This is a genomic window from Paenibacillus sp. V4I5 (genome assembly GCF_030817255.1).
Classification (GTDB): domain Bacteria; phylum Bacillota; class Bacilli; order Paenibacillales; family NBRC-103111; genus Paenibacillus_E.
In genome coordinates, this window is the sequence record NZ_JAUSZB010000002.1 from 1369672 (window position 1) to 1392401 (window position 22730).

At 45.8% G+C, this 22730-nt stretch carries 9 protein-coding genes; all 9 read right to left on the bottom strand.

The genetic code is table 11. The features are described 5' to 3' along the window. Positions 1–23: 23 nt before the first annotated feature. Entirely contained in the window at positions 24–4919 is a 4896-nt protein-coding gene (locus tag QFZ78_RS08420; RefSeq protein WP_307546626.1) for a pectinesterase family protein, read from the bottom strand. Positions 4920–5017: 98 nt separating this feature from the next. Then, positions 5018–7405 (bottom strand): hypothetical protein, encoded by a 2388-nt coding sequence (locus tag QFZ78_RS08425; RefSeq protein ID WP_307546628.1) that lies wholly within the window; start codon positions 7403–7405, stop codon positions 5018–5020. Between the two features lie 330 nt (positions 7406–7735). After that, positions 7736–11599 (bottom strand): hypothetical protein, encoded by a 3864-nt coding sequence (locus QFZ78_RS08430; protein ID WP_307546630.1) that lies wholly within the window; start codon positions 11597–11599, stop codon positions 7736–7738. A 68-nt stretch (positions 11600–11667) separates the two neighbouring features. Then, positions 11668–12975, bottom strand: coding sequence for an ABC transporter substrate-binding protein (locus QFZ78_RS08435; RefSeq protein WP_307546632.1), 1308 nt, complete (start codon positions 12973–12975; stop codon positions 11668–11670). A 105-nt stretch (positions 12976–13080) separates the two neighbouring features. Then, the gene (locus QFZ78_RS08440; protein ID WP_307546634.1) at positions 13081–14994 is read right to left on the bottom strand and encodes an ABC transporter ATP-binding protein; all 1914 of its coding nucleotides are present in this window, start codon (positions 14992–14994) and stop codon (positions 13081–13083) included. Positions 14995–15008: 14 nt separating this feature from the next. Then, positions 15009–17000: an alpha/beta hydrolase family protein gene (locus QFZ78_RS08445; RefSeq protein ID WP_307546636.1), complete on the bottom strand. Its 1992-nt coding sequence runs from the start codon at positions 16998–17000 to the stop codon at positions 15009–15011. A 30-nt stretch (positions 17001–17030) separates the two neighbouring features. Next, a complete protein-coding gene (locus QFZ78_RS08450) occupies positions 17031–18317 on the bottom strand; it encodes a Gfo/Idh/MocA family oxidoreductase (RefSeq protein ID WP_307546638.1) in 1287 nt (428 codons plus the stop codon). Positions 18318–18454: 137 nt separating this feature from the next. Continuing rightward, a complete protein-coding gene (locus QFZ78_RS08455) occupies positions 18455–21658 on the bottom strand; it encodes an S-layer homology domain-containing protein (protein WP_307546640.1) in 3204 nt (1067 codons plus the stop codon). A 184-nt stretch (positions 21659–21842) separates the two neighbouring features. Further along, positions 21843–22730, bottom strand: coding sequence for an ABC transporter ATP-binding protein (locus tag QFZ78_RS08460; RefSeq protein ID WP_307546642.1), 888 nt, complete (start codon positions 22728–22730; stop codon positions 21843–21845).

Below are 22730 nucleotides of genomic sequence, written 5' to 3' on the forward strand. Positions count from 1 at the left end.
AGCGCAGCTCAAAGTCTCTCTGCTTAAGGACTAATGACCGTGTTGGAAATCGGTGTATGATCGGACATTTTTTTAAGTGCAAACGCCTTCACTTTGTATCCGGTGACATCCTTCGGCACATTCACAACCGCCTTGATCTGTTTATCCCCTTGGCCAGGAACCGTTTGAGTTATGAAGGAATATTTGACCTTCCGGTCCTGTTGGTCATAAAGAGCAATGACAAATACACCACTTTGAGCGACTTCGGAATTGTTATGAACGGTCGCAGTCACCATTGTATCCTGTGAACCGCTTAAGCCTGAAAGTTCGTTTCCAGTCAAATCGCTTAAGATCATCCCCGAAAAAGTAAACAGTCCGCTGCCCCAATCTTGAACATAGGTTATTGAGTACGTATTCGTTGAATCGATGCCGTACTCGTCAACAGCATAAATGACGATCTCGTTCGGACCTTCCTGCAAACTTAACGGAACGTTAAACGGTTCGTTTGCCAACTGGATAGCTTTATCTAGCACCGTATTTCCGTTTATTTTAACCGTCACACTCGAATTTCTGCTAACACTAGCCGATAAGTTAAAGTTAGCAGTGTTTACGGTCGCAGGTATTTCACTTGTAATCACAACGGCAGATTTGTTGTACGTTACCGTGATGGTTTTGGTATTAACCACGTCGCCGAGCAGATCGCTCTTCGCAGAAATTGTGATCGTGTTTACTCCATCAACGAGCTGAATTTGATGTTCAAAGTCCGATCCAGCTTCTGTATATACGGCGTCGACTACCGTTGTTCCATTATTTGCAACCGTCAATTTAGCACTATCAATCATATTCCCTTTTATCGTGTAAATTGGAATATTAACTGTTTCGCTGACTGCATTGCTAATGGTAAATCCTGCAGATCGATTAAAACTCACATCAGAAAATGTGGCGGCCGTTAAATAATCAGAGTTGCTTGTCGCTTTAGCTGCGTCAACAGCCATCCCGACATAGACCTGTTCTGGCAAATTCACATTTGCAGAGTCAACCAGCGCCCAGCTATTTTTGTCCGTAGACACATAACCGGAAATAACATTTTCATTTCTTACGATTTTTAACCAGAAAGGTGCTTTAAGCGTACTTGATGTTACACTATTTGTGCTATAGCTTCCCCCTGCTTTGCTCCGGTTCATAAAGAGTGCTTTTCTTCCGCTCGTATCGATGGATTCGTTCGTTTCCGGTGTTAATACGATAGCCGTAGCGGGAGAATCGGCTGCAAGGCTGCTGCGAATCATCAATCCGGCCTTTGCGATATCATCAATTTCGGAATCAAAGTTTACATACGCGAGCATCTCAAAGTTTCCTTGAACTGGCTGGTACACATAGTGGAACGAATCCGAGCTGCTTCTCAACTCTCCGGATCCTTTCACCGTGTATGTTGTTCCTTCCAAGCTGGCGCTGCCAGAAATTGGTATTTGTCCAATATCTTGTGATGTCCAAGGGGCTACGTTATTAGGCCCGTTCACATAAATAATGCTTACGGCGGACAAAGTCATATATCCTGCGTTGTCAATCGCCTTCGTGTAAATGTAATGCTCGCCCTCCGGCGCATGTTCCCAAGTGAAGGAATACGGTGCCGTATTATCCTCACCAAGCTCTTGATCACCCGAATAATACTTAACCTTAGCAATTCCCTCACTATCTACTGCATCAGCAGCAATCGTGATGGGACTACCAACTTGAAACGATGTTTGGTGCTTAGGACTTGATGTCGTGATTGTCGGATTTTCGGAGACCGAAACTACCAGAGAATTGATATAGTTTTCCAAGTTCGTGTATCCATTGCTAGCGATCGAAACTCCGTCCGTATTTAAACTCGGATTAAGACCATTTTCAGATTCCCAAGTATCTGCGATTCCATCGTGATCGTTGTCCTGAGGTGCAGGTACCGAATTTAATTCGGGCAATCCTCCGTCGCTCTGGATTGAATTGATAATTCTCCCTGAACCCTTCCTAACATCATTCATAATCCTAGCATCCAGAGAATCCCGCTTAGGCAAAGAGGCGCCCGCACTTTGCAGCACTTTCTCATAGGCGACTTGCGCCGTGTCCGTAGTAACGGAACCACCGATAGGATCCGATGCGTCTGGAATAACCATCGGCTTATACTTGCGAACTAGTGGTCCTTCAGGGATGATTGCTTTCCATGATCCATTGCTGTTTGTAACCCAGTTATCTGCCGAAACATCAGGTGATCCTTCCATATAATTGCCGTCGATATACCATGTGCCGCTGAAAATTGCGCTGGATGGCGAGACAATCCGGTTTTTTACATGATCAAAGGTACTTGGACCCGGCTTATAGTAGTTGTTGATCATGTTGATGCCCGTTGCCTGCTCGCCACCGTACGCTGAGTTTGTACCCCAGTTATAAACAACGTTATTGCGATAGTCGATTTTGGTCGGATAATTATCCGGATCTGTTTGTCGGTCAAAACGCGGGTTTCTATTGTTATGATTTGCGATCAGATTATGGTGATAGCTCGCATTCGTTCCACCCCATATCCCCCCGTAACCATGCGCTCCTTTACCGTGAATGGACTGATTCAAGCTGTCGCTAATGATGCTCCACTGGACGGTAAAGTTTTTACGATTTTTCACGGTGAACGTCTCGTCCGAGCTCCAGCTAAAGGAACAGTGATCAACAATAATATTGTTGCCAGTAATGTCAGCCGTATCGCTTAACACGTTAATGCCATTTCTAAAACGAATATATCGAATGATTAAATCTGTTCCTACGTCGTTATTTCCGAACTTAACCATATACCCGCTAACAGCTATACCGTCACCAGGTGCAGTTTGCCCTGCTATCGTCAAGTTGCCGGAAGTAATATCCAGCTCCCTCTTCAGGTTAATCGTACCGGACATTCTAAACACAACTGTCCGATTTCCCGTACTCACAGCATCTCGCAAAGAACCCGGAATAGCGGCTTCGCCTTTCGTTGTGTCATAATCCTGGAGGGTCGTTACTTCATAAACCTGGCCCCCACGGCCACCTTTTGCATACATGGCGGCTCCTTCAGCCCCTGGGAAAGCCGGAACTCTTGTTGTTGCAGTTGGATCGATCTTGATTGTTAATGTTTTTACTACACTCGCGTTGCCTGCTTTGTTGACAAAACGATAGTCGATCACGTTCGTACCTGTTTGGCCGACCTCGAATTCAGCCGTATAGGGAGCCCAATTTCCGCCATTTATTCGATACTGAACCCGATTATCCTCAGGAAGCGCCCCGTTCTCTTCCATATAAACGACCACTGGTTTTGTATAAGCGCCATTTTGCCCATCTGGCAACGCCGGTGAAACAGCAGGAGTAAGTTTTGGAAACATCATAGGAATAATGACAGCTTTACTCGGATCCCATCCATCAAACATGCGAGGAATCGTTAATGCGCTTGCCTCCTCGGCTGACATTTGAGTACTCATGATCCGAGTATCTGGACTTGCTCCCGGACCCGTGCTGTTATATTCTCCATAGAAGAAAGGCGGAACTTGCATGGTCGTCCATCCTTCAGGCTGTATATGACTATCCATCCAGGTATTTATGTAACGCGTAGAAGGTTTATCCTGCCATGGGCGACCTAAATAATGAAGGCCCTTTGTGGAATTGTCTTTCAATAGCCTTGAATTGATGAACACAAGGCCAGGGTCGGTTTCATTTTTTGTTGCAGCTGCCGTAACATAACCACCCGAGTCCGCTGCATTAATACTGACTGCATCGACATGATCAAATACGGCCGCGCTGGCCGGACCATAAATAAAGTCTGTACGGCCCATAATCACACTGTTGCGATAATACTGTCTGCCGATTCTCGGGCTAGTCGCTCGAATACCCGCGTACAGCGTATCCTGATAACCGACAAGCTTCACATTCTCAAACACAGCTTGGTCCGCGTTAACGGATAGGGCCAGAGCCTGACCATCGCTCGGTTTGGAATCATTTTCAATCGTTAAATTAGCTGCAGTAAAATAATCTCCACTTACAGCTACGGTTGCGCCATTTACAGCTTGGTTAGGCATATCTGCGTTTGAAAGGTCATAAACAATTTTCGTATCATCCCGACCAGCGCCCATAAGGCTCACATAAGGAGCGGTTACGAGAGATCTTTCTCGATATGTACCCTTTTTCAAATAAATGACCGTACGGACATTATTGTTAGCGGGAATGGTTGCGAGAGCATTAGTCACGTTTGTGAAATCGCCGCTTCCATCCTGTGCTACAGTAACAACCCTAGCAGGTGAAACAATAAGCTCATCTGTATGTTGGCTTTCACCGCTAGAATTTATAGCGGAAACGACATAGTAGTACTGCTTTCCGTTTGTAACCGTAGTATCCTTGTAAGTCGTTGAAGTTAGACTACTGTCAATGACCGTATACGGGCCACCGCTCGTACCGCCTCTTTTCAAAGAATAAGAAGCTGCTCCAGGAACTGCCGTCCAAGATAATTCTACGCTGCCGTCGTTTGCTGTGGCCGAGAAATCATCAGGAATCACAGGAGCCCCCGAAATTGGAGTATACGGTGCAGCTTTAGCCTGATTCGAGATCATGCTCTCCATTGTTGAGCTAACTGCAGATACCACGTAGTAGTAAATCATGCCGTTTGAAGCAGTGGTATCCGTAAAAGATGGTGTCGAGATGTTGCTTGTGATCGTTTCATACGGACCACCGTTGATCGCGCTTCGTTTCACCTTGTACGATACGGCACCCGATACGGAATGCCAGGATAAAGTCACTAGATTATCGCCTGAAATCGCTGTCAATCCTGTCGGATTCGTGAGTACAGATGTTGTCTGTGCCGTAGTAGTCGTCGTTGAAGCTTCTGCATTCATGGTGAACGGGAATACGCTTAATCCAAGCAATAGACACATCCCTATGCTTAGGGCTTTCTTCATGTTTTATCCTCCTTAGAGTTTTGCTTTAGCAAAACTTTCTTCACCGCAGAGCGCCATATGCTGAGTTTTCGTAAGAAAACTTACATCGTAAGCGTATGCTACTCAATAATCGATTCCTCGGATAGCGGCTTCATCCCGTCCAAACTGTCCCAAATAAACGCTTTTACATGATAGCCATTCACCTGTGCAGGCAGCATAAATCCGGTGCTCAACGTTTTTGTTTCTCCTTGGGCAAATTCTTCAATAAGCGTCGAAAAATCCACCATTTTCATGTTCGCATCAAATAACACAACCAACAGCGTAATTTGCTTTGCATTCGATGTAGTGTTGGTTATTTGCTTCTGCGCAATCAGATCACCTGATGAAACTAGCGAATTCATCTCTGTTTCATTTAAATCATAAAAATTCGGCTTTCCTGCCCAGAACGTGTAATCGATCGAAAAGCTTTTCGAACTTTCGTTACCCGCAGCGTCAATTGCGGAAATCTCAATTTGATTCATTCCTTCTGACAACTGCACCGGATAAGAGAAAGGAACGTTACTCGATGTGTATACGGATTCTGCAACCGATACGCCATTGTTCTTGATCGTTACTTTTGATTCCTCATCTACAGTTCCTTGCACGTTGTAATGAAAGTCTTTCACGGAAGTTGGTGGTACAGTCATATGAAGAACGGGTGCAACCGGATCGAAATGAACAACTCCAGAGATTTTATCCGAGTAAGTGCTGCCATTTCTTCTTGCTATTAACTCAATGTTATTTATGCCAGGAACCAACTCGACATCCACAGAAAATTGATTTTGCTCTAGTCTGCTGTCATAGACAAGAGTTTGATTGTTATAGACGGCCAAGATTACACTAGTTTCATCTAAGGAACCCTTCAATGTGTAAGTGGATTTATTCGTCCAAGGCACAAATGAATCCGCTTTCAAACCAGTCGGAACCCGCTCAGCCATGACGAAGTAACCGGCGTTTTTGCCTGCATTATAATCGGTTACGTTATTGAGGCCCATTGTAACCGTCTCTCCAGAGGCAAATAGCTTTTTGTAAATTTTAAATGAATAAGTAAGTGCAGTGTCGGCCAACTGTACGGTATCACCCGTATCTGCCCATCCAGAGGAAGACGATAGCCATGCAGGAGGAATTTCCCTTTGATCCATTGCTACATAAATCGTTGCCTTATCCCGGACCGGGAAGGTAGCAATCTGCATGCCCGTAGTGCTTCCGGTATATCTCATTGTATCTGCATGCGTTTTGATCCAGTCCATACGGCTATACTTATCAGGAAAAGCTGTAATCTTGAGTGCAGACGTTCTGTCTGCAAATGGTTCATCACCAACTTGGAGACCGGAATTGATTGACCATCTGTTCGCATTGTAATTGTTATATGCCGTAACGGTTCCGATCACGTTGGTTTCAGGAGTTTCGATCGGTGTGACAGCATAGGGGGTGGCTGTAAATTCCGCAATTTCACCCTCATAATCTATTTTTGCTGTTTCATCCCTGGTAATTACGGCTACACCTACTATGTATGTCTTTCCATTCGTTAAAGCAACAGCCGTATTGGTTACAGGATCCCAAATTCTGCTGGCCGAAGGAGATGCATAAGGCGGAATTGACGTAGGAACTGATGTATATGTGGTTGCTGTGTACCAAGGATCTTCCGCTTTCTCTTTTATTTTTATACTGTATTTTGAAGCCCATGCATTCGGTACCACCCACATTGCAATCGATTTATCACGCCCTACCCAGTAAGCGATTTCAGGCTTTGCTGGCTTATAATTCGGGGGAGTATGCGTAACTTTTATGCTGCGGACGTAAAGTTCGCCATTGCCCGACGGGGTGCCGATGGATATCTTTTTCACATCAATGGCATCGTTTGTATTTTTTCTGGCAGAGATAAGTGTACCGTCGAACCACATATTAAATCTCTTCGTCAGTGTATTTAGTTCAACTTTTATCGTGTGCCATTTGTTCAATTGATAGGGTGTTTTGAGATCGACTGGTGCTGTATCAGGCCAATAAACTACACCCTTCGACGAATCCAAACCCGCAATCACCAGCGATTTTGTCCCTGCAGCATTCGTGAGGTAAATAATCTGGTCCTTGGCTTTGGAAGTACCCGGCTGCATAAAAGTTATCTCTGCCGTTACAGTACCGGTTTTTGTCTCGCTGAAGGTTTTATTGATCAAGAACTGGCTGGTACCCGCACCGTTAACAGTAAGATGCAGTGCTTTTTGTTTAGCTACCGGATCAACCTCAACTACTGCGCTGCTTGTGGCGCCTGAAGGAAGTGTGGAATAATCAAAACCAAGCTGCGAGGCCGACTGTCCCTCTATGGCACTAGAAAAATCTTTGTCCAGCAAAGTAGTTGGTTCGACAACTGAATCTGCGGCAGCTGCAGGAGGTTGCCCCAGCATTCCAACTCCTAGCAAAACATTAAACAACAATGCGAAGCATAGTACTCGTTGAATTTGAATACGCAAATTTATACACCTCCAGATGCAATATAGTGAGTTTTTGTCTAAACAATGATCTACAAAAAATCCAATGATCCCTCCTTTCCTACAATGGATTTCGTTTTTGATAACGCTTGCAATTACTTGCGAATCTTTGGTTCACATATCCGATGTCTCGATGCTTTGACTAAAATGTATAATAGAATAAGTGCAGCATCATAGGGCAAAAGTTCCATGATTATAGGTTGTTTAATCCATCTATTTTTTAAAATAGAACAAAGCCGGTATATCTTCGCTTATGAAGTACCGGCTTTGTCGTCCTAGCCCATTTATGCTCGAATAACCTCAAAAATTTACTTAAACCTCATCTGTAACGATCACGACAGGTCCATATAAACCGCCGGTGGGGAACCATTCCTGCCAACCAAGTTCATCATCATTTCGGTCTCGGTTCCAATAGGTTACTTCTGGATTTCCTCCCACCAGACTTGTTGGCTTGCCGACTTCGTAGTGTGTGCCGAGCGTGTTAGTCACCCGGATCCGAAGCCGATGCATGCCTTCGGGCAATTTGGGCAGCGTGAACCGATACGGTCTCCATAGCCTCACGCCTAAAGGCATACCGTCTACCCACACTTCCGCAGTCCCCCTGACGTGCCCCAATTCAAGTTCGGTACCAACGTGAGAAGAAGTCTCAAATACTGTTTCGTACTCCACAGCACCGCTATGATGGGGCAAACAAAGTGAGGTCCGCCAATCGCCCAACGAGCCTTGTACAGGTATCGTCTCGAAGCGAATCGGTGCAAGAAGAACGGCAGCTTCCGTAGACGATCCATCAGGAGTTATTCTAACTGCCGCTAAGGTTCCGGCTGGCTGTGGCTCAAATTCCATATTGCCGTCACTTGCTGCGATTTCTGAGCCGTTAATCCAAACGCGCATCTCCCCTGCGCTTTCGATACGCATTCTCATCGCTCCTATGGGTAGCGGAAAGCGCAGCCAAACGGGTCTTCCATTGCAGGAGGGATCAGCAGAGAAAGAGAGCGGCTTCGGCTCGGGAACAGATTCAGGCATAAGCCAGCCCACCATTGGAAGTGGATGCGGCCTGGCGGAAATCCATAACGACTCCGTTTCCGCAAATTGGAGAACGGAGAAATGATGGATACCCGGAGCATTCCCTTGTTCGTCGGACCAATGTTCCCCAGAGAAGAAAGTAATGGTTTCACCATTCTGCAGCTCAATGACTCCGTCTACAAACACTTCGCCTTTCCCTTCGGGTAAAGCAACTCTGACTTCGTTCATGCCGTATTGCCAAAGATCCGTAACATCAACTTCTTCCTGACCTTGCCGGATATAAGGGTTGAAATCCCCATGTTCAGTCACATTGACACCGTTCACATAAAGTATGGCTCTCCCACGAGCGGCAAACACGATTCGAACCCGCTGAAATGGGTGATCTCGTCTGCTTTCGACTTGGTTCATCAAGCTGGATTGTAAATTAGGATGCTGGGTAAATAGCCATTTTGGAAGGGGCGGACGCGCGATCGTGTTCACTTCGATACCAGCTCTTATTACACCGTTGCCGATAGCTTCAGCCCTGAGTAGCAGCTCATTGCTCCCTTCCTGCAACTCGATCCATGCCGTTTGTTCCTCGGGTCCTCCGCTCCATGCAATCTCCTTGCCATTGATACGTCCAGTAATGTTGGCGTTACTTTCCGACCGGATCCAGTAGCGTCCACCCGAAGGTGCGATCACAAATGTTTTTGCCCAAACGAATTCTCTTTTTTTCAATTCACCAAGATTGAGAAATCGACGAGGAACACGACCCATCCGGCCCGCCCAAGAACGCATGGCAAGATCTCCAAACACGTTGCTGTACACTTTCTGAACAGAACGTAATTCGTCGAACTCTTCTCCATGGCATACATGCCAATAAGCGGATTCACTCCACAATCTCGTCAGCCAATTGGATTCATCCAAACCAGGTTTTTGCCAGCCAGCCTTTTCTCCCTCCGACTGTTCCCTCTCTAAGCGCACATGCATCATGCGGCGTTCGGTCGGCAGAAAGCCGTTAAGCTCTCCATGCAAATCAAAGTCCCCATACCGGTTGTCCAAAGTGGGCTCCACTTGGATTCGCCAGTCGTTAGATGCCAACTCCAGCCTTTTCCCACTCGCTTCCAATTGACCAATTTGAGCAGGAAAGGGACGAATTGTGAAGTCTTCACGATTATATTCTGCAGCCGAATTAGCTGTATTCGTCTCTGCGCACACGATCAACGAAGCAGGCCAGGATGTGAATGGAGCTTGTACTTCAATCCATTCGCCTTCCCGTTTATACGGAATCGGCTCCATAGATCCGTTGACTGGATCCCAAAGCTGGGGCTCACGATCTGTTCTTATCCGGTAAACAGATGACCCCGGTAAAACGGTATCCGGACACGCAGGTTGATGCATGTTTAACAAAGCTCCGTTCTCTGGAAGCAGCAAGAAGATGTCAGCATCCTCGATTTTGCGGTGCAAGGATTCACCTGGTCCCTCCACCCTTTTCGGAATACGGGATTCCACCAGTACTACAGCCTCTTCCGCTGTATCTACATATACGGCACCAGCCAAATCCCGCTCCGCCTCTGGCACATCTACGGCAATCACAAAACCGCCTTCTTTCAACCAAGCTTCGGTTCGTGTGCGTGCTTCATCATCCATAACGGTTGTTCCGCACAAAAGTAAAACGGAAAAACGCTCATCCGCTATTTTAAGTTTGCCCTTATCTGACTTCGCCTTTTGCAAGGCACTATCGTCTGCAATATCGAAATCTAGCTGTGCTTTCCTTAGCGCACCAGGCTGCTTGTGATCTCTGCGGCTCCAACTGCCTGTTATTTTCTTATATACGTTTTGGATATGAGCTACTTGATTGTTATGCTCACGATTCGAGACTCCCATCGGGTGCTCATTTATTTTCCCATCCGCCAAAGACAAGTATCCGCATACCGCATAAGACGGGTAATGGACAGCAACGTCGCAAACGTGCGTCCCCTCACTTAATAAATAACAAACACGGCTAATCGTGTCGGCAAAGACTGGATAATGCTCGAAATAAGGCTGACGCCATCCCGTATCGGGCGGAGCCCACTCCCACCAACCGCCACGGGTGCTATAGTAAACGGCATGGGGACTGTATACGGTTGCTCCCGCTTGAAACCAGGGAATCAACCAATGCATCGTTTCCTCCAATGTCCCGCCCCAACCACTGGAATGGAATGCTTCTAAGAACACGCGTGAGCCGCCGTGTAAATGCGCCATGGACGAATGTGGCTTAATCTCGCCATCCATGTCGCTTCCCGATGCGTTATACCATCGATGTGTCCGAAAATAATCCAAATAAAGCCGCTGCGCCCCGTTAGGATCCGCTCTTCGCGCTGGTCCGGCTTGATCGCAGCAAATGAGCATTCCGCGCTGTCGGTGCCAATTGCCGAGTGGAATAAAGAACGATTGTTCGGCAAGCTCAGCAGCAAGACGGTATACTCGGCGACGCACTTGTTCATAGCCAGGAAGAGGATCGTACAAGGCGGGTAGAAGAGGCGTTAGTTCCTCCTTAAACCTTTCTTTGTAACGAGCCGTCAATTCAGGTGTCCACAGAGGAAGCGGTGGAAGTTCGTCCTGGAAGCTTCCCGCAATCGTCTTGCCGAGATCATAAGGGAAGCGGCGCTCCATTTCACCATGAATCCGGTCAATCAATTGTCCCGTTGCCTTAGGGTCGAGCCAATTGAACCCCTGACGTACCGAAGCATAAACATAATCGTTTGTTTCATAAAGGACTTCCGAGGATTTGGGCATCTCCTCGCCGTGCGTGAAACGGCGTAATTGATACCCAGTCATTTCCGGATGCTCTGTGACGATACGAGACGGCATGTTGGACCCGGAAAAACCAATTTGGTCGTAAAACCAAAGATACATACCCAGTCGCTCCGCTTCGCGCAAAGCAACCTCGAACATACACCACCAATCTTCGCTGGCATAAACGGGACGATCGCTCACGGAACCGTACTGCGGTCCTGTAGGGGCCAAATTAATAATACCGATGTTGCGCAGCCCTCCGTCTCGAAACTTTTTCATTTGCCAGCGAATTCGTTCCGCCGTTACCTCTTCAGCACTCCACCACCAAAAGGGGACTGGTCCGAAACGCGGATCTGCATGAGCAAATTTTTTTTGCAGTTGCATTAAGTTCATTTGTTCCTCTTCCTCCCCAGCTTCGAGAAAAAACTCCAGTCCTTAAACTGGAGTTTCGACGAAAAAAGTTATTTGGCGGCTTTTTCTGTTTCAATACCTTTGGTCGATTGTTCTTGGATCATCCGCAGTGCGGTCATGGAATCTTTGGATTCACCAAAAATCAAAGGAGAGAAAACATTATGCAGCGGTACATCAATATAGGTTAAGCCTGCTGCCCGAGCAGCCGGAGGCATCGCATTTTGGCCGTAGAATATCGACTGAACATGCTTACCCTGCATTTGCGGCAAGTTTTTCCCAAACGCCTCTTGAACCGCAGGGGTCTGCAGCGAGCCGATAATGCCTTCTTTGGCTAAATTGACTTGCATCTCTTCAGAAAGCATATATTGGATAACTTGGAACGCCTGGTCCTTCTTCGTGGATTGGTTCGTAATAAAAGCTGCGTACATATTAGGCTGCGCTTTCGTATTAGGAGCATCGGAGAAGGAGGGCATGGCAGCGATATCGAAATTCAGGTTTTTATTTTGCTCATACCATTGAACGATTTTCTCTGAAACATGGACACTCATCGCCATTTTCCCTTGGGGGAAATGGTCAACCGAAGTAAACTGGTTAGCCGGAATTTCATAGAACCGCCTTAAGTTGTCAACAAGCTTCTTCCATCCGTCCGTTGCTAGTACTGCCTTGTCCTCCGTCAAACTGAACGGCGATAGCCCTAGTTGATTATAAGTCATATACAAACCGGGATGCTGTTGATAGCCTTTATATGTATTTTCTCCTTCTACACGAGTCAACTTTTTGGCCAATTCGTAAACTTCATCGTATGTCATGCCATCTTTGGGATAATCGACCCCGAATTTATCAAAGATATCCTTGTTGTAGAAAAGCACGAAATCGCTTAATTGGTAAGGTAATCCGTATATTTTCCCTTCCGGAGTCTTGTTTTTCATCTTCGCCATAGCTGCTGGATTTAATTTGCTGGTGTCAAAATTATATTTTTTGATCAATTCGGTCATATCGTATTGGAGATCGTTTTTAATAATACTCTTTTCATAATTGCCGCTCGAATTCTCGATGATGATGTCGGGAATCGTGCCGGCCGCGATCAGATCCTTATACTGTCGACCCGGATTGTCCCAATGAACATGTTTAAAGGAGATATCGGGAAACTTTTTCTTCAGGTATTGCCCGATTTGCTTCTCATAATTTTCTTCTTTCGCATAAAAAGCAGGGTACACCGTATAAATGAACAATTCATTATCCGGTGCCTTCGTAGTTTTTGGGACGTCTGGACTTTGTGCTGTAGGTTCTGCCTCACAGCCTGCAATAGCGGTGATTGCTATCGCAATCAACAAGGATGATTTCAGATACTTTTTCATACTTCTTTGAACCTCCTTAGATTTTTGCTTAATCATTTATTTAATCTTACTTTATTACGAAATTGCAACGCTTTCATTGGGCAGTATTTCATTTATATAGGTCCATCATACTTTCAACTTCAGTGCTAAATTCAGTTCTTCAGGTCTCATTGCCATCAACTGCTTTTCGTATAACTCGCGATATAAACCATTTTGAGCAAGCAGCTCTTGGTGGTTGCCTTGCTCCACAATTCGTCCCCGGTCGACAACAAGTATTTGATCTGCTCGAACAACCGTAGCCAGACGATGCGCTATTACAAACGTCGTTCTGTTTTCCATCAATCTTTCCAAAGCTTCTGTAACCAAGTACTCCGACTCCGCATCCAATGCTGATGTCGCCTCATCCAAAATCAGGATTCGAGGATTTTTTAGAAGTGCCCTGGCAATTGCGATCCGCTGTTTTTGCCCACCAGAGAGTCGGACCCCGCGTTCCCCGATGACAGTATCATACTGCAGTTCCCACTCTTCGATAAATTCATGGGCATTAGCTGCCTTTGCTGCCGTGTATACTTCGTCCCTGGTAGCCTTAGGGTTACTATAGGCAATATTCTCATAAACCGTTCCTGAGAACAGAATATTGTCCTGGAGCACAAGAGCGATATGGCTGCGTACATCTTCTAAATCGTAATCTCGCAAATCCACCCCATCCAACAAAACCTTACCTTTGTCCGGATCATAAAAACGAGGAATTAAATGAATAATGGTAGACTTCCCACCGCCACTTGGGCCAACAAGCGCTACGACATCCCCGCTCCTCGCATGGAAGCTAATCCGCCTTAGAGCCTTTCTTTTCTCAAGAACCATTGGAAGCGGATCAGGCTTCATTTTAGGCGGAATCCAATAAAAACGTTTGCCAGGCTTTATGTTCGTCATCTTATCTTGATCCCTCTGGTGAGATTCGGCTTGCTGTCCATGTCTTTCAATGACATACTCGAAGCTGACTTGATCGAATTCAATCTCGCCGTGGCAAACTTTCAAAGGAACAGGGTTCTCCTTATTTCGAATGTCAGGTTGAATGTCAAAAACTTCAAAAATTCTTTCAACGTTCGTCAGCGAATTTTGAATCGTGACGTTAACATCGGAGAAACGTTGAATGGGCCCATATAGCTGGGACAAATAGGCTTGGAACGCGATCAATTCTCCTACCGACATCCTTCCGCCGATCACCATACTCCCCCCTACAAACCATATAATCAGTCCCCCTGCGTCTTGGAAAGTTTGGCTGATACGGCCTAGTGCATTTGACAAAAGGTGAGCAGACATCGTATAGGAGTAGTGAGCAGTGGCCTGCTTCTTAAATCGACTAAGTTCCATCTTTTCTCGATTAAACGCCTGCACGACCTTCATTGCTGAGATTCGTTCCACCAATACACCGGAGATTCGCTCCATCTGACGATGTACAGATCGCCAAGCAAAACGAATCCGTACATTAAGGTTCGTAAACGTTAAGTAGTAGAATGGCAGAAGCCATAAGGATAGCAATGCAAGTTTCCAATCCATACTGAAAAGCATAAAACCCGCGAAGAGGACAAGAAACAGGTCTATCAACAAGTTGATAACCCCGCCGCCGACCAAGTTTTGTGCACCGTTCACATCATTAAGTATGCGGGACAGAATGCTCCCAACTTGACGGCTGTCATAATATCGCTGGGATAGCTTTTGCATGTGTTGATATAACTGAAACCGAATATCTATGATCATGGAATTACCCATTTTTGCCGTTACATATTGGCGTAAGAAGTTGGTCACTATACTAAACAGGTAGACGCAAGCCAAAATCATGATCACCTTTTGCAGGGACCATAAGCTGTCTTTTTGCGGAAGCACTTCGTCGACCATAATCTTCGTCATCCAGGGTACAGTCAAAGGAGCTGCAAATTGAAGGATACCTAGGACGATAATCGTCAAAATATAAAACCGGTAAGGTTTCAAAAACTTTATATAGCGTCGTACAAGTTGGGGATTTCTATGAATTTGCAACCTCATCTCCTCCCTCAGCTCACAAAATCGCTCCTAACAAGCGTAGAATCGTAAAGCTTGCCTTTCTCGGCAAGCCATCTATCCATATCAGGAAGATCAAAATATCGGAGCATTTCGGGTAAAATAAAGCTTAAGGAATCCGTTTCATCGTAAAACGGTTCCTTGATCCAATCGGAGATACTGTTCATGCGGTTCTCCATCCAAACATTCTGAACGCGGTCATCAAGCAAAGCCGCTAATCCGGCATATATGGCATATCGTCCGCTACCATATAGTCTAATGTCTGAGGGATCGATATTGGATGATCCAGTTGCAAGCTCCACTGCCCGCAATACATCGTATGTTCGTATTGCAGCCATACTGTCGCCCAGCCACATCATTTCGTCGGTATATCTGTCCATCATCCCGAATCGTTTGAATGGTTTATCCGTAGGAGAATTCAAATGCGGAAGAAGCGGACCGATTCCTGTTGGATTGAGCACCATGGCAATCCGTCCGGAAGCGCAAGTTTCTTCAATCCACTTGGCATGCACTTCAAGTTGGCTCGATCCGCCGTCCCAAATGCCAATGGTCACAGGAAGTTTATTCCCCGCAAGCTTCGAATCGAAAAATTGTAAACAATGGTTTAACAATCCAGTTTGACTCCACCAGATCTTGCGGATCACCCACATATTCGCAACTTCTCCTCCACCAGAAGGACGCTGGTTAAGGTCGCAAAGCTGTCTGCCCGAAAATACACGCTTTTGAAGCCATTCGATCGCGCGCTTTTTTCGTTCGTCTTCTGGCAATGCTTGACGTGACCTCTCAAATATCGCTAGCCGTTCCATATTTTCAACGTGCGTACTTTGGGCATGCTCAAGCTCGCCGATAACCTGCCCACTTTGTGTGCACCATAGCTGCTGGGCTGGGATCAGCTTTATTTCTTCACTTGATTGTACAACCGTACCTCCGAGCAAATGCTTAGAAAAAAACTGTGCCGCCGCACGTGCCAATGGAATCGTAAATCGATGAACATTTTCATCTTCGAAAATGTCCAGATCTTCACCTCGGCCATGCATCTCCCAAAATCTGCGGTTTACAGCTACCGTATGCCTGGGACCTTCAATCGGGACGGAATCATACGTGGTAGCAAGAATGCGCACAGGCCGTGGAGCCATGGCCATTACAATGTCTTCATGGTCGAAACCTAGCGCGGAGAAACCCGGCCATTTCTGTTCGGCATCTTGGGCTTTGCCGGTAAGCAGAAAGTACGGCCGATTCATAATAAATCCGCCTGGTGCAGCTGCGGCAATGCGCTGATCGTACATCATAACCAGCGAAGTCTGCGTTCCACCGCCTGAATGCCCTGTCACTCCTATACGGTTCGGGTCGACTTCCGGTCGAGTGCATAAATAATCTATCGCGCGTACGGCGTCATGAAGCATGTAACGGGCTAAACTATCCCCTAACGGCATACACTGCCGCCCGACATTTTCATGCTCAGTAACGCTAGTCATCGGAGCCTGTTTCGATTCAGGATCGTAAAATCCGAACCTTTCCCCCTGACCGACTGGATCAAGCGACATCACGACAAGACCGGAATGGACCATATAATGGCAAACCGTTTGATACTCATCACAATGTTTAGCCTGTTCACGATGTCCGCATAGAAGCAGCACGGCTCCACGGGGCTCAATTATCCCGTTGGGTATATACAAATTCGCAGTCGCATATACATGAGGCCTCGGTTCGAAAATGACTTTTTCAACTCGGAAACCATTCCCTTCGACCGAACCTGTAACTCTCGGATTTAATGGTGTATCCGAAGAAGGCATGCCGCCGATGCAGCGTTCCAGCCCTTTGCGGATATCCTGTTGCCTTAGCTTAAGCTCTGTCTTGTCCTTAATGGCTAAACGCGCTTGTTCGCCCTTCTCGGCTGCACGTATAGCTGATTCGTAAACCCAACGTGGAAGCTGGCTTTTTACATCAAAGTGGGCGATTCCCACATTCTCTAGATTCTCATACACAGCAGTTATGTCCCCCTTCTTTCCTATCAATCAGTTCGATGAAACCAACAGGTCGGCTATGCGAACAGGCATGCCTGTTTGTACAGACTTCCATATCGCTTCCCCTGTCAACACCGAGTCAGCTCCCGCTTCCGCTCCTGCCATAATCTCATAGGGACGAATCGGATCTGGTCCTAAGAACAAATCTTCCAAAATGAGAGGGTCTCCTCCTCCATGCCCTCCGGGACGCGGGACCACATGAATCGTTTCTTTGCCGCCGAACAAAGGGAAATATTCAATGGTTTGCTCGACTACCTGATGCGTTGTCCGCTTAGACATCACTTCTTGGGTTTCGATTCTCCCTTTTGTCCCGTTAATAGCCAGTCGATATCCTTCGTAAGGCAGCGAAAAGTTAACAGAATAACTCATCATGGCACCTTTGTTATACTTAATGGCTGCAACGTAAGTATCCTCAATATCGATTTCCGAATCAAAGATACAACCATCAGCTCGGTACCCGGTTGCGCTGCCTGTTTGCGCAACCATATTCGTCAAATGATCGTCTTCAGGCACAACCTCCTTGCTCCGAGTAGACCATCGCATGAAATAGGCGCAATTCTGCTTGACTTGGCATGTTCCGCAGTGCCTGCCGTCTTCCTTGACAGGGTTGAGTTCGCCTTCTGGACCGAAATAATTCAGTGCACCGTAGGCAAAAGCCTCCACCGGCTTTTGATCGATCCACCAATTGACAAGATCAATATGGTGGGTGCTTTTATGCACCGACAATCCGCCGGAATTGCTTCTTTTACGGTTCCATCTTTTAAAATAGCTTGCGCCATGATACGTATCGAGATACCAATTCAAATCAACCGAAGTAACCCTCCCAATTCTGCCTTCAAGGATCAATTCCTTGATTTTTGTGTGAATCGGTGAGTAGCGGTAATTAAATGTCACATACAGCTTTCCCGTACTGTTGTTCTGTGCATCCAGAACACGCTTGCAATCTGTGCCGTTCGTGACCATCGGTTTTTCCGATATGACTTCAAGATGGTGCTCCAATCCTTTAACAATGTAATCCGCATGGGTATGATCCGCACCTGCGACAATAACGACGTCGGGTTTCGTCTCCATGATCATTTGTTCGAATTGATCGGGAAGGTAAACAGGCAGCCCGCTCAACGTCGGGAATTTCTTGAAACAATTCGTAAATCGTCCGGGATCCGCATCCAGCAATCCAACAATTTCACAATGCGATTGAAAAGTTTCCAGCATGTTCTTGATAAACATGCCGTTCGCTCTCGTACTAACTCCGCAGATGACATATCTTTTTCTTGCCAAAGTATTCGCCCTCCAATCTTAGGTTAAGTATACAAATTAGCGGAGCGCAAAGAATTAGTAAATACGATCTTGAATATAGGTCAATCCTGTCGAAGAAAAAAAGAAGTCCTTGCCTGAAACCAGGCAAGGACGACAAGCTACTTTTGAAGTACAGCTATAAATGTTTTGTACTGGTCCTGTGAAGCAAAATTAATAGTAAATTGCTTAATGTTATTACTAGTCGCATCACCTTTTCGGACGTATAAAATTTTGAAATCAGAGCCGATAGAGATTGTATCCTGCTTATTCACATCAGTTTCTGTGTAAACAATATCGCTGATCCACATATTGGTTTGAAGAATATTATTAACTGGTGTGATTTGATCTTGATACCCTGTGAGACAAGTAGTAGCATTAACCGTACAATTTTGATTCACGAAATTATTGTAATTGGTTTGGGCCTGAATTTGGCCCATCAGTCTAGTGTCCCAAACAAAGAGACCGTTCAAAGACAATGCAGCGCCGCCTGAAACCTCTTTTGGAGAGGTATTAGCAAATTTAAGATCAGACACATCCATAGGATCAGCAGCGATCGGATATTCCATGCTGAGATCTTTCTGTCCGAGCGGAGTGTCGAAGAAAACCTTCAAGGTGGTTTTTCCACCGTTGATACCGATGAATCTAGGTTTCACGGTACCATTGCCTTTGTTAAAAGCGTCTTTGTTAAAGGCGATGATAGTCGGATCGCTAACGGCTACCCACTTGACCTTGGGGCTATAAGCGACTTTATAACCTGAGCTATCTTTAGCTACTACTACGACATCTTTGCCAGGTACATTATAGCCAGCGTTGTCGAATAAATAGGTCGCATCCGTAACGCTTTTTGTATTTCCCCAATCATAAAATAATTTTCCAGCCGCACTCAAGCCATCGCCAATGTCTAACGAATAGACCAGATCCGCTTTTTTGATGTCGACCACATTCAGCAATACTGACAGGGTGTCCAAAGTTTCTAAGGTTTTCAAACTTGTATCGACTTGAACCAACGAAGCGGTCAATCGGTAGCTTCCTTTCAATGTTGTATGCGGAGTGACGGTGATGGATCTACCATGTATTTGATTAACCTCTCTCAGTAACATCGGAACTGTCTCGGAGAGAGAGACGCCTCCTGACGTGGAGGCAATCGCCCCTTTGTCTCCACTGATTTTTTCAAGTTTCATTTCAACTTTATAATCGATCTGGTTCGTACTGTATTCAATGCCATATTGATCATAAATTCTGAAGGTCGTTGATGGCCTTATCCCATCAAATAATGTAACGCTCACCGTACTGTCGGCATCTAGCTTTATTGAGTTAGGCTTGCGAGGTTTCTCTATATTGATGGGCAGTGTTACCAATTCATTAAGCGCATTCATTCGAACATTAATGGTCGCTGGTCCCGCTGCAACAAACGATTTAACGCGAATTTGCCCATCCGTGGACCTAATTGCTACTTGTCTACCACCACGTGTTAGTGTATCGGCCTCCAATACGATACCACCAGTGGAATAAACTGATATTCTACCTGTTGTTTCTGCTTCCACAATCTCGGATGTACTAAACTCGTAACCCGTTGAATCTTTAATGACCAAACCGAAAAACTTCTCTCCGTCACCTTCTGCCGCCGGTTCCGCTAAGGGTTTTATTACGACGGTTGCAGGTGTCTTTAAGGCTGTTACATTAATCGTCGTAGATACCGGCTCACCAGCACTAAACAAATTGACAATGACTTCCTTATCTCCATCTATATCCGTATTGGCTTCCATTTGCATTTCCGGAAAACCGTCATTGTCAAAATCGACGAAATCATTTCCACCTGTTTGATTAATGACGTTCCCAGTTGCAGTAAAAGACTTATGGATTCCCATGTTCATAATCTCGGAATCAACGACGGGATACCCGTTCTGATCATAGGCTTTGAATTGGAGGTAGGCTCTGACACCAGCCTTAAAGATCAACTGTCCTCCGGGGATCTTCAGTTCTCCGATTTCGATCTTCGACACAATAGGAATGTCACCAACGATAAACGTTTTACTTGCTGTCTTAAAGCTGCGTTTTTCTAATAACGAAACCATCACTTTGCTATCCATTAATTCTTTGCTCAAATCGATAGTAAAAGCATTTTCACCGGGATAAAAGTCTACTTTGCGATTCTGAGCTCCAATCATGATATTCAAATCGCTTGCCGATAAGATCTCATCCTCACCATACTGATTTGTCGCTTTGAATTCGATTCTTACTTTGGATTTAGCAAGCTTTTCCGCAGAAGTAACAATCTCCAAATTTTTGATCTTTCCAACTTCAGAGATGAACTCGATTTTACTCTTATCCATACTCCCGGCATCCAACCCTGATAATTCAACAGTATATTTGCCATACGTTAACGTATCCATTTCGAGCGTGGCGTTCCTATTGTCATCCGCCCATTCGGTGCTGGAAGGCATCTCCGTATCCGAACCGTATTTCGTAATGTTCAATATGGCCTTGTCGATGTCGACATCCCGATTAAGTCTTACGGATATTTTGCCTGTCCCCGTTAATGTGACTTCGGCAATAGAAGCTTTTTCAGGCTTCGCTGTTGTTGTATGCAGCTGCATCGCTGTATAAGCAGCCAGTGCAAACGCTTTTCTTGTAACAGAGACATTACCTCCGAATTTGCCATCAACTTCGTTAGTCATGATTTTTTGCTTAAGCGCGTAGGCAACATAGCTCTTGAATGTATTGTCTACGGTTTCATCCTTGCTAGGCGTCTCATCTTTCGCCTTCTCATCCAAACCGAGTCCCTTGATCAGCAGCATGGCGAGTTCTTGGCGGGTCACTTGCCCGGTTGGATTGAACTTATCTACCACATCGTACGAAAGAGCCGAGTTCTTCAAAGCTTCGATATAAAGACGCGCAGGGTCATCCGATTTGACGTCGGAGAAGCTCGATGCTGTAACCATTTTATCAATGCGCAGTCCTAAAACGATAGCGACCGTTTTCGCTAATTGGGCGCGAGTAATCTCTTGGTCTAAACCGAAGAAATCTACCGACGCCGTGTCGATCACGTCCATTTTCAATAAAGCATTAATCTTTTTCTTGTCGTCCTTCGAAACACTTTTCAAATCGCCGAACTGGTCGGCCAGATACGTGTCTGAAGTTACAGACGATGATGGCGTTTTTGCTTTTGTAGTTGCCTCAGGTGTCGCAGATGGTGTAGTCGAATTTGACGGCGCGACTGTCGTCTGCGATGTTTGCGAAGCGGTATCCTCCGCATAGGCCAAAGGAGCTAAACAGTAACACAACAGTAAGAACGATAAAAATAGCGCAATTTTTTTATTCATTTGATGCCTGCACCTCCCGAGAAGCGAATACGCCTCGTAATAAAACGCTTACATTTTGTATGAAACACTGTTATTTCTCTGATCACATCAACCCACTCTCCAGTCTCAGTTTACTTGCATGACCTAACTATATGGCAAAAATGCGAACTTTTCATAGGGGCTTTTATGCATCTTTATAGGTTGTTTATTTCATCATTACTGGAGGCAGAAGTACGATTCTCCCCTCTTCCAACGTAACTTGAACTTTATTCGTGTTATTCACTCCGATTGATTCCAAGTAGTTTGGAGGAATTTGCAACCGGCCCGCTTGGTCCAGCACCGCATATTCGATGTGAGACTCTAGTTCTTGCTCTTCTATACCCTGATCCAGTTCAAGCAGCTCTTGATCGAATGACTTACGGCGCAATATTTCCGACGACGTTTTCCCGTCCCGAATGGCCACTACGCGATCCACTTTTTTGGCAAGCAGCGGATCGTGCGTAACAATAACGACTGTTAACCCCAAACTCCGGGTCAAATGCCGGAACAAATCAAGAATTTGATTAGCCATCTTCGTATCCACAGAGCCTGTTGGTTCATCAGCAAGCAAGAGCTTCGGATGGTTAGCCAGCGCTATAGCGATGGCAACACGCTGCTGTTCACCGCCTGAGAGTTGGTTCAATCTGTTTTTCAGCCGGTGGCTAAGGCCTACGGCTTCCAACAATTCCATGGCCCGTTCTCGCTTGCGCTTGCCCTGAAGTAAGATGGGCAGCTCCACATTTTCCAGTGCTGTTAAGTAAGGAATTAAATTCCGTGCATTATTCTGCCATACGAAGCCTACGGTCTCCCGTTTGTAACTCACGATGTCTTTCTCCGACATGCCCAGCAAATCTTTGCCATCCACCCTTAAACTGCCAGCCGAGGGGCGGTCAAGCCCCCCAAGCATATTAAGCAGTGTCGACTTACCGCTTCCGCTGTTGCCAATAATGGCCATTAATTCACCAGCCTCCACGTGCAAATCCAATCCTTGTAAGGCGACTACCTCCAGATCGGCAATTTTATAAATTTTGACCAGATTATCACAATGGATCAT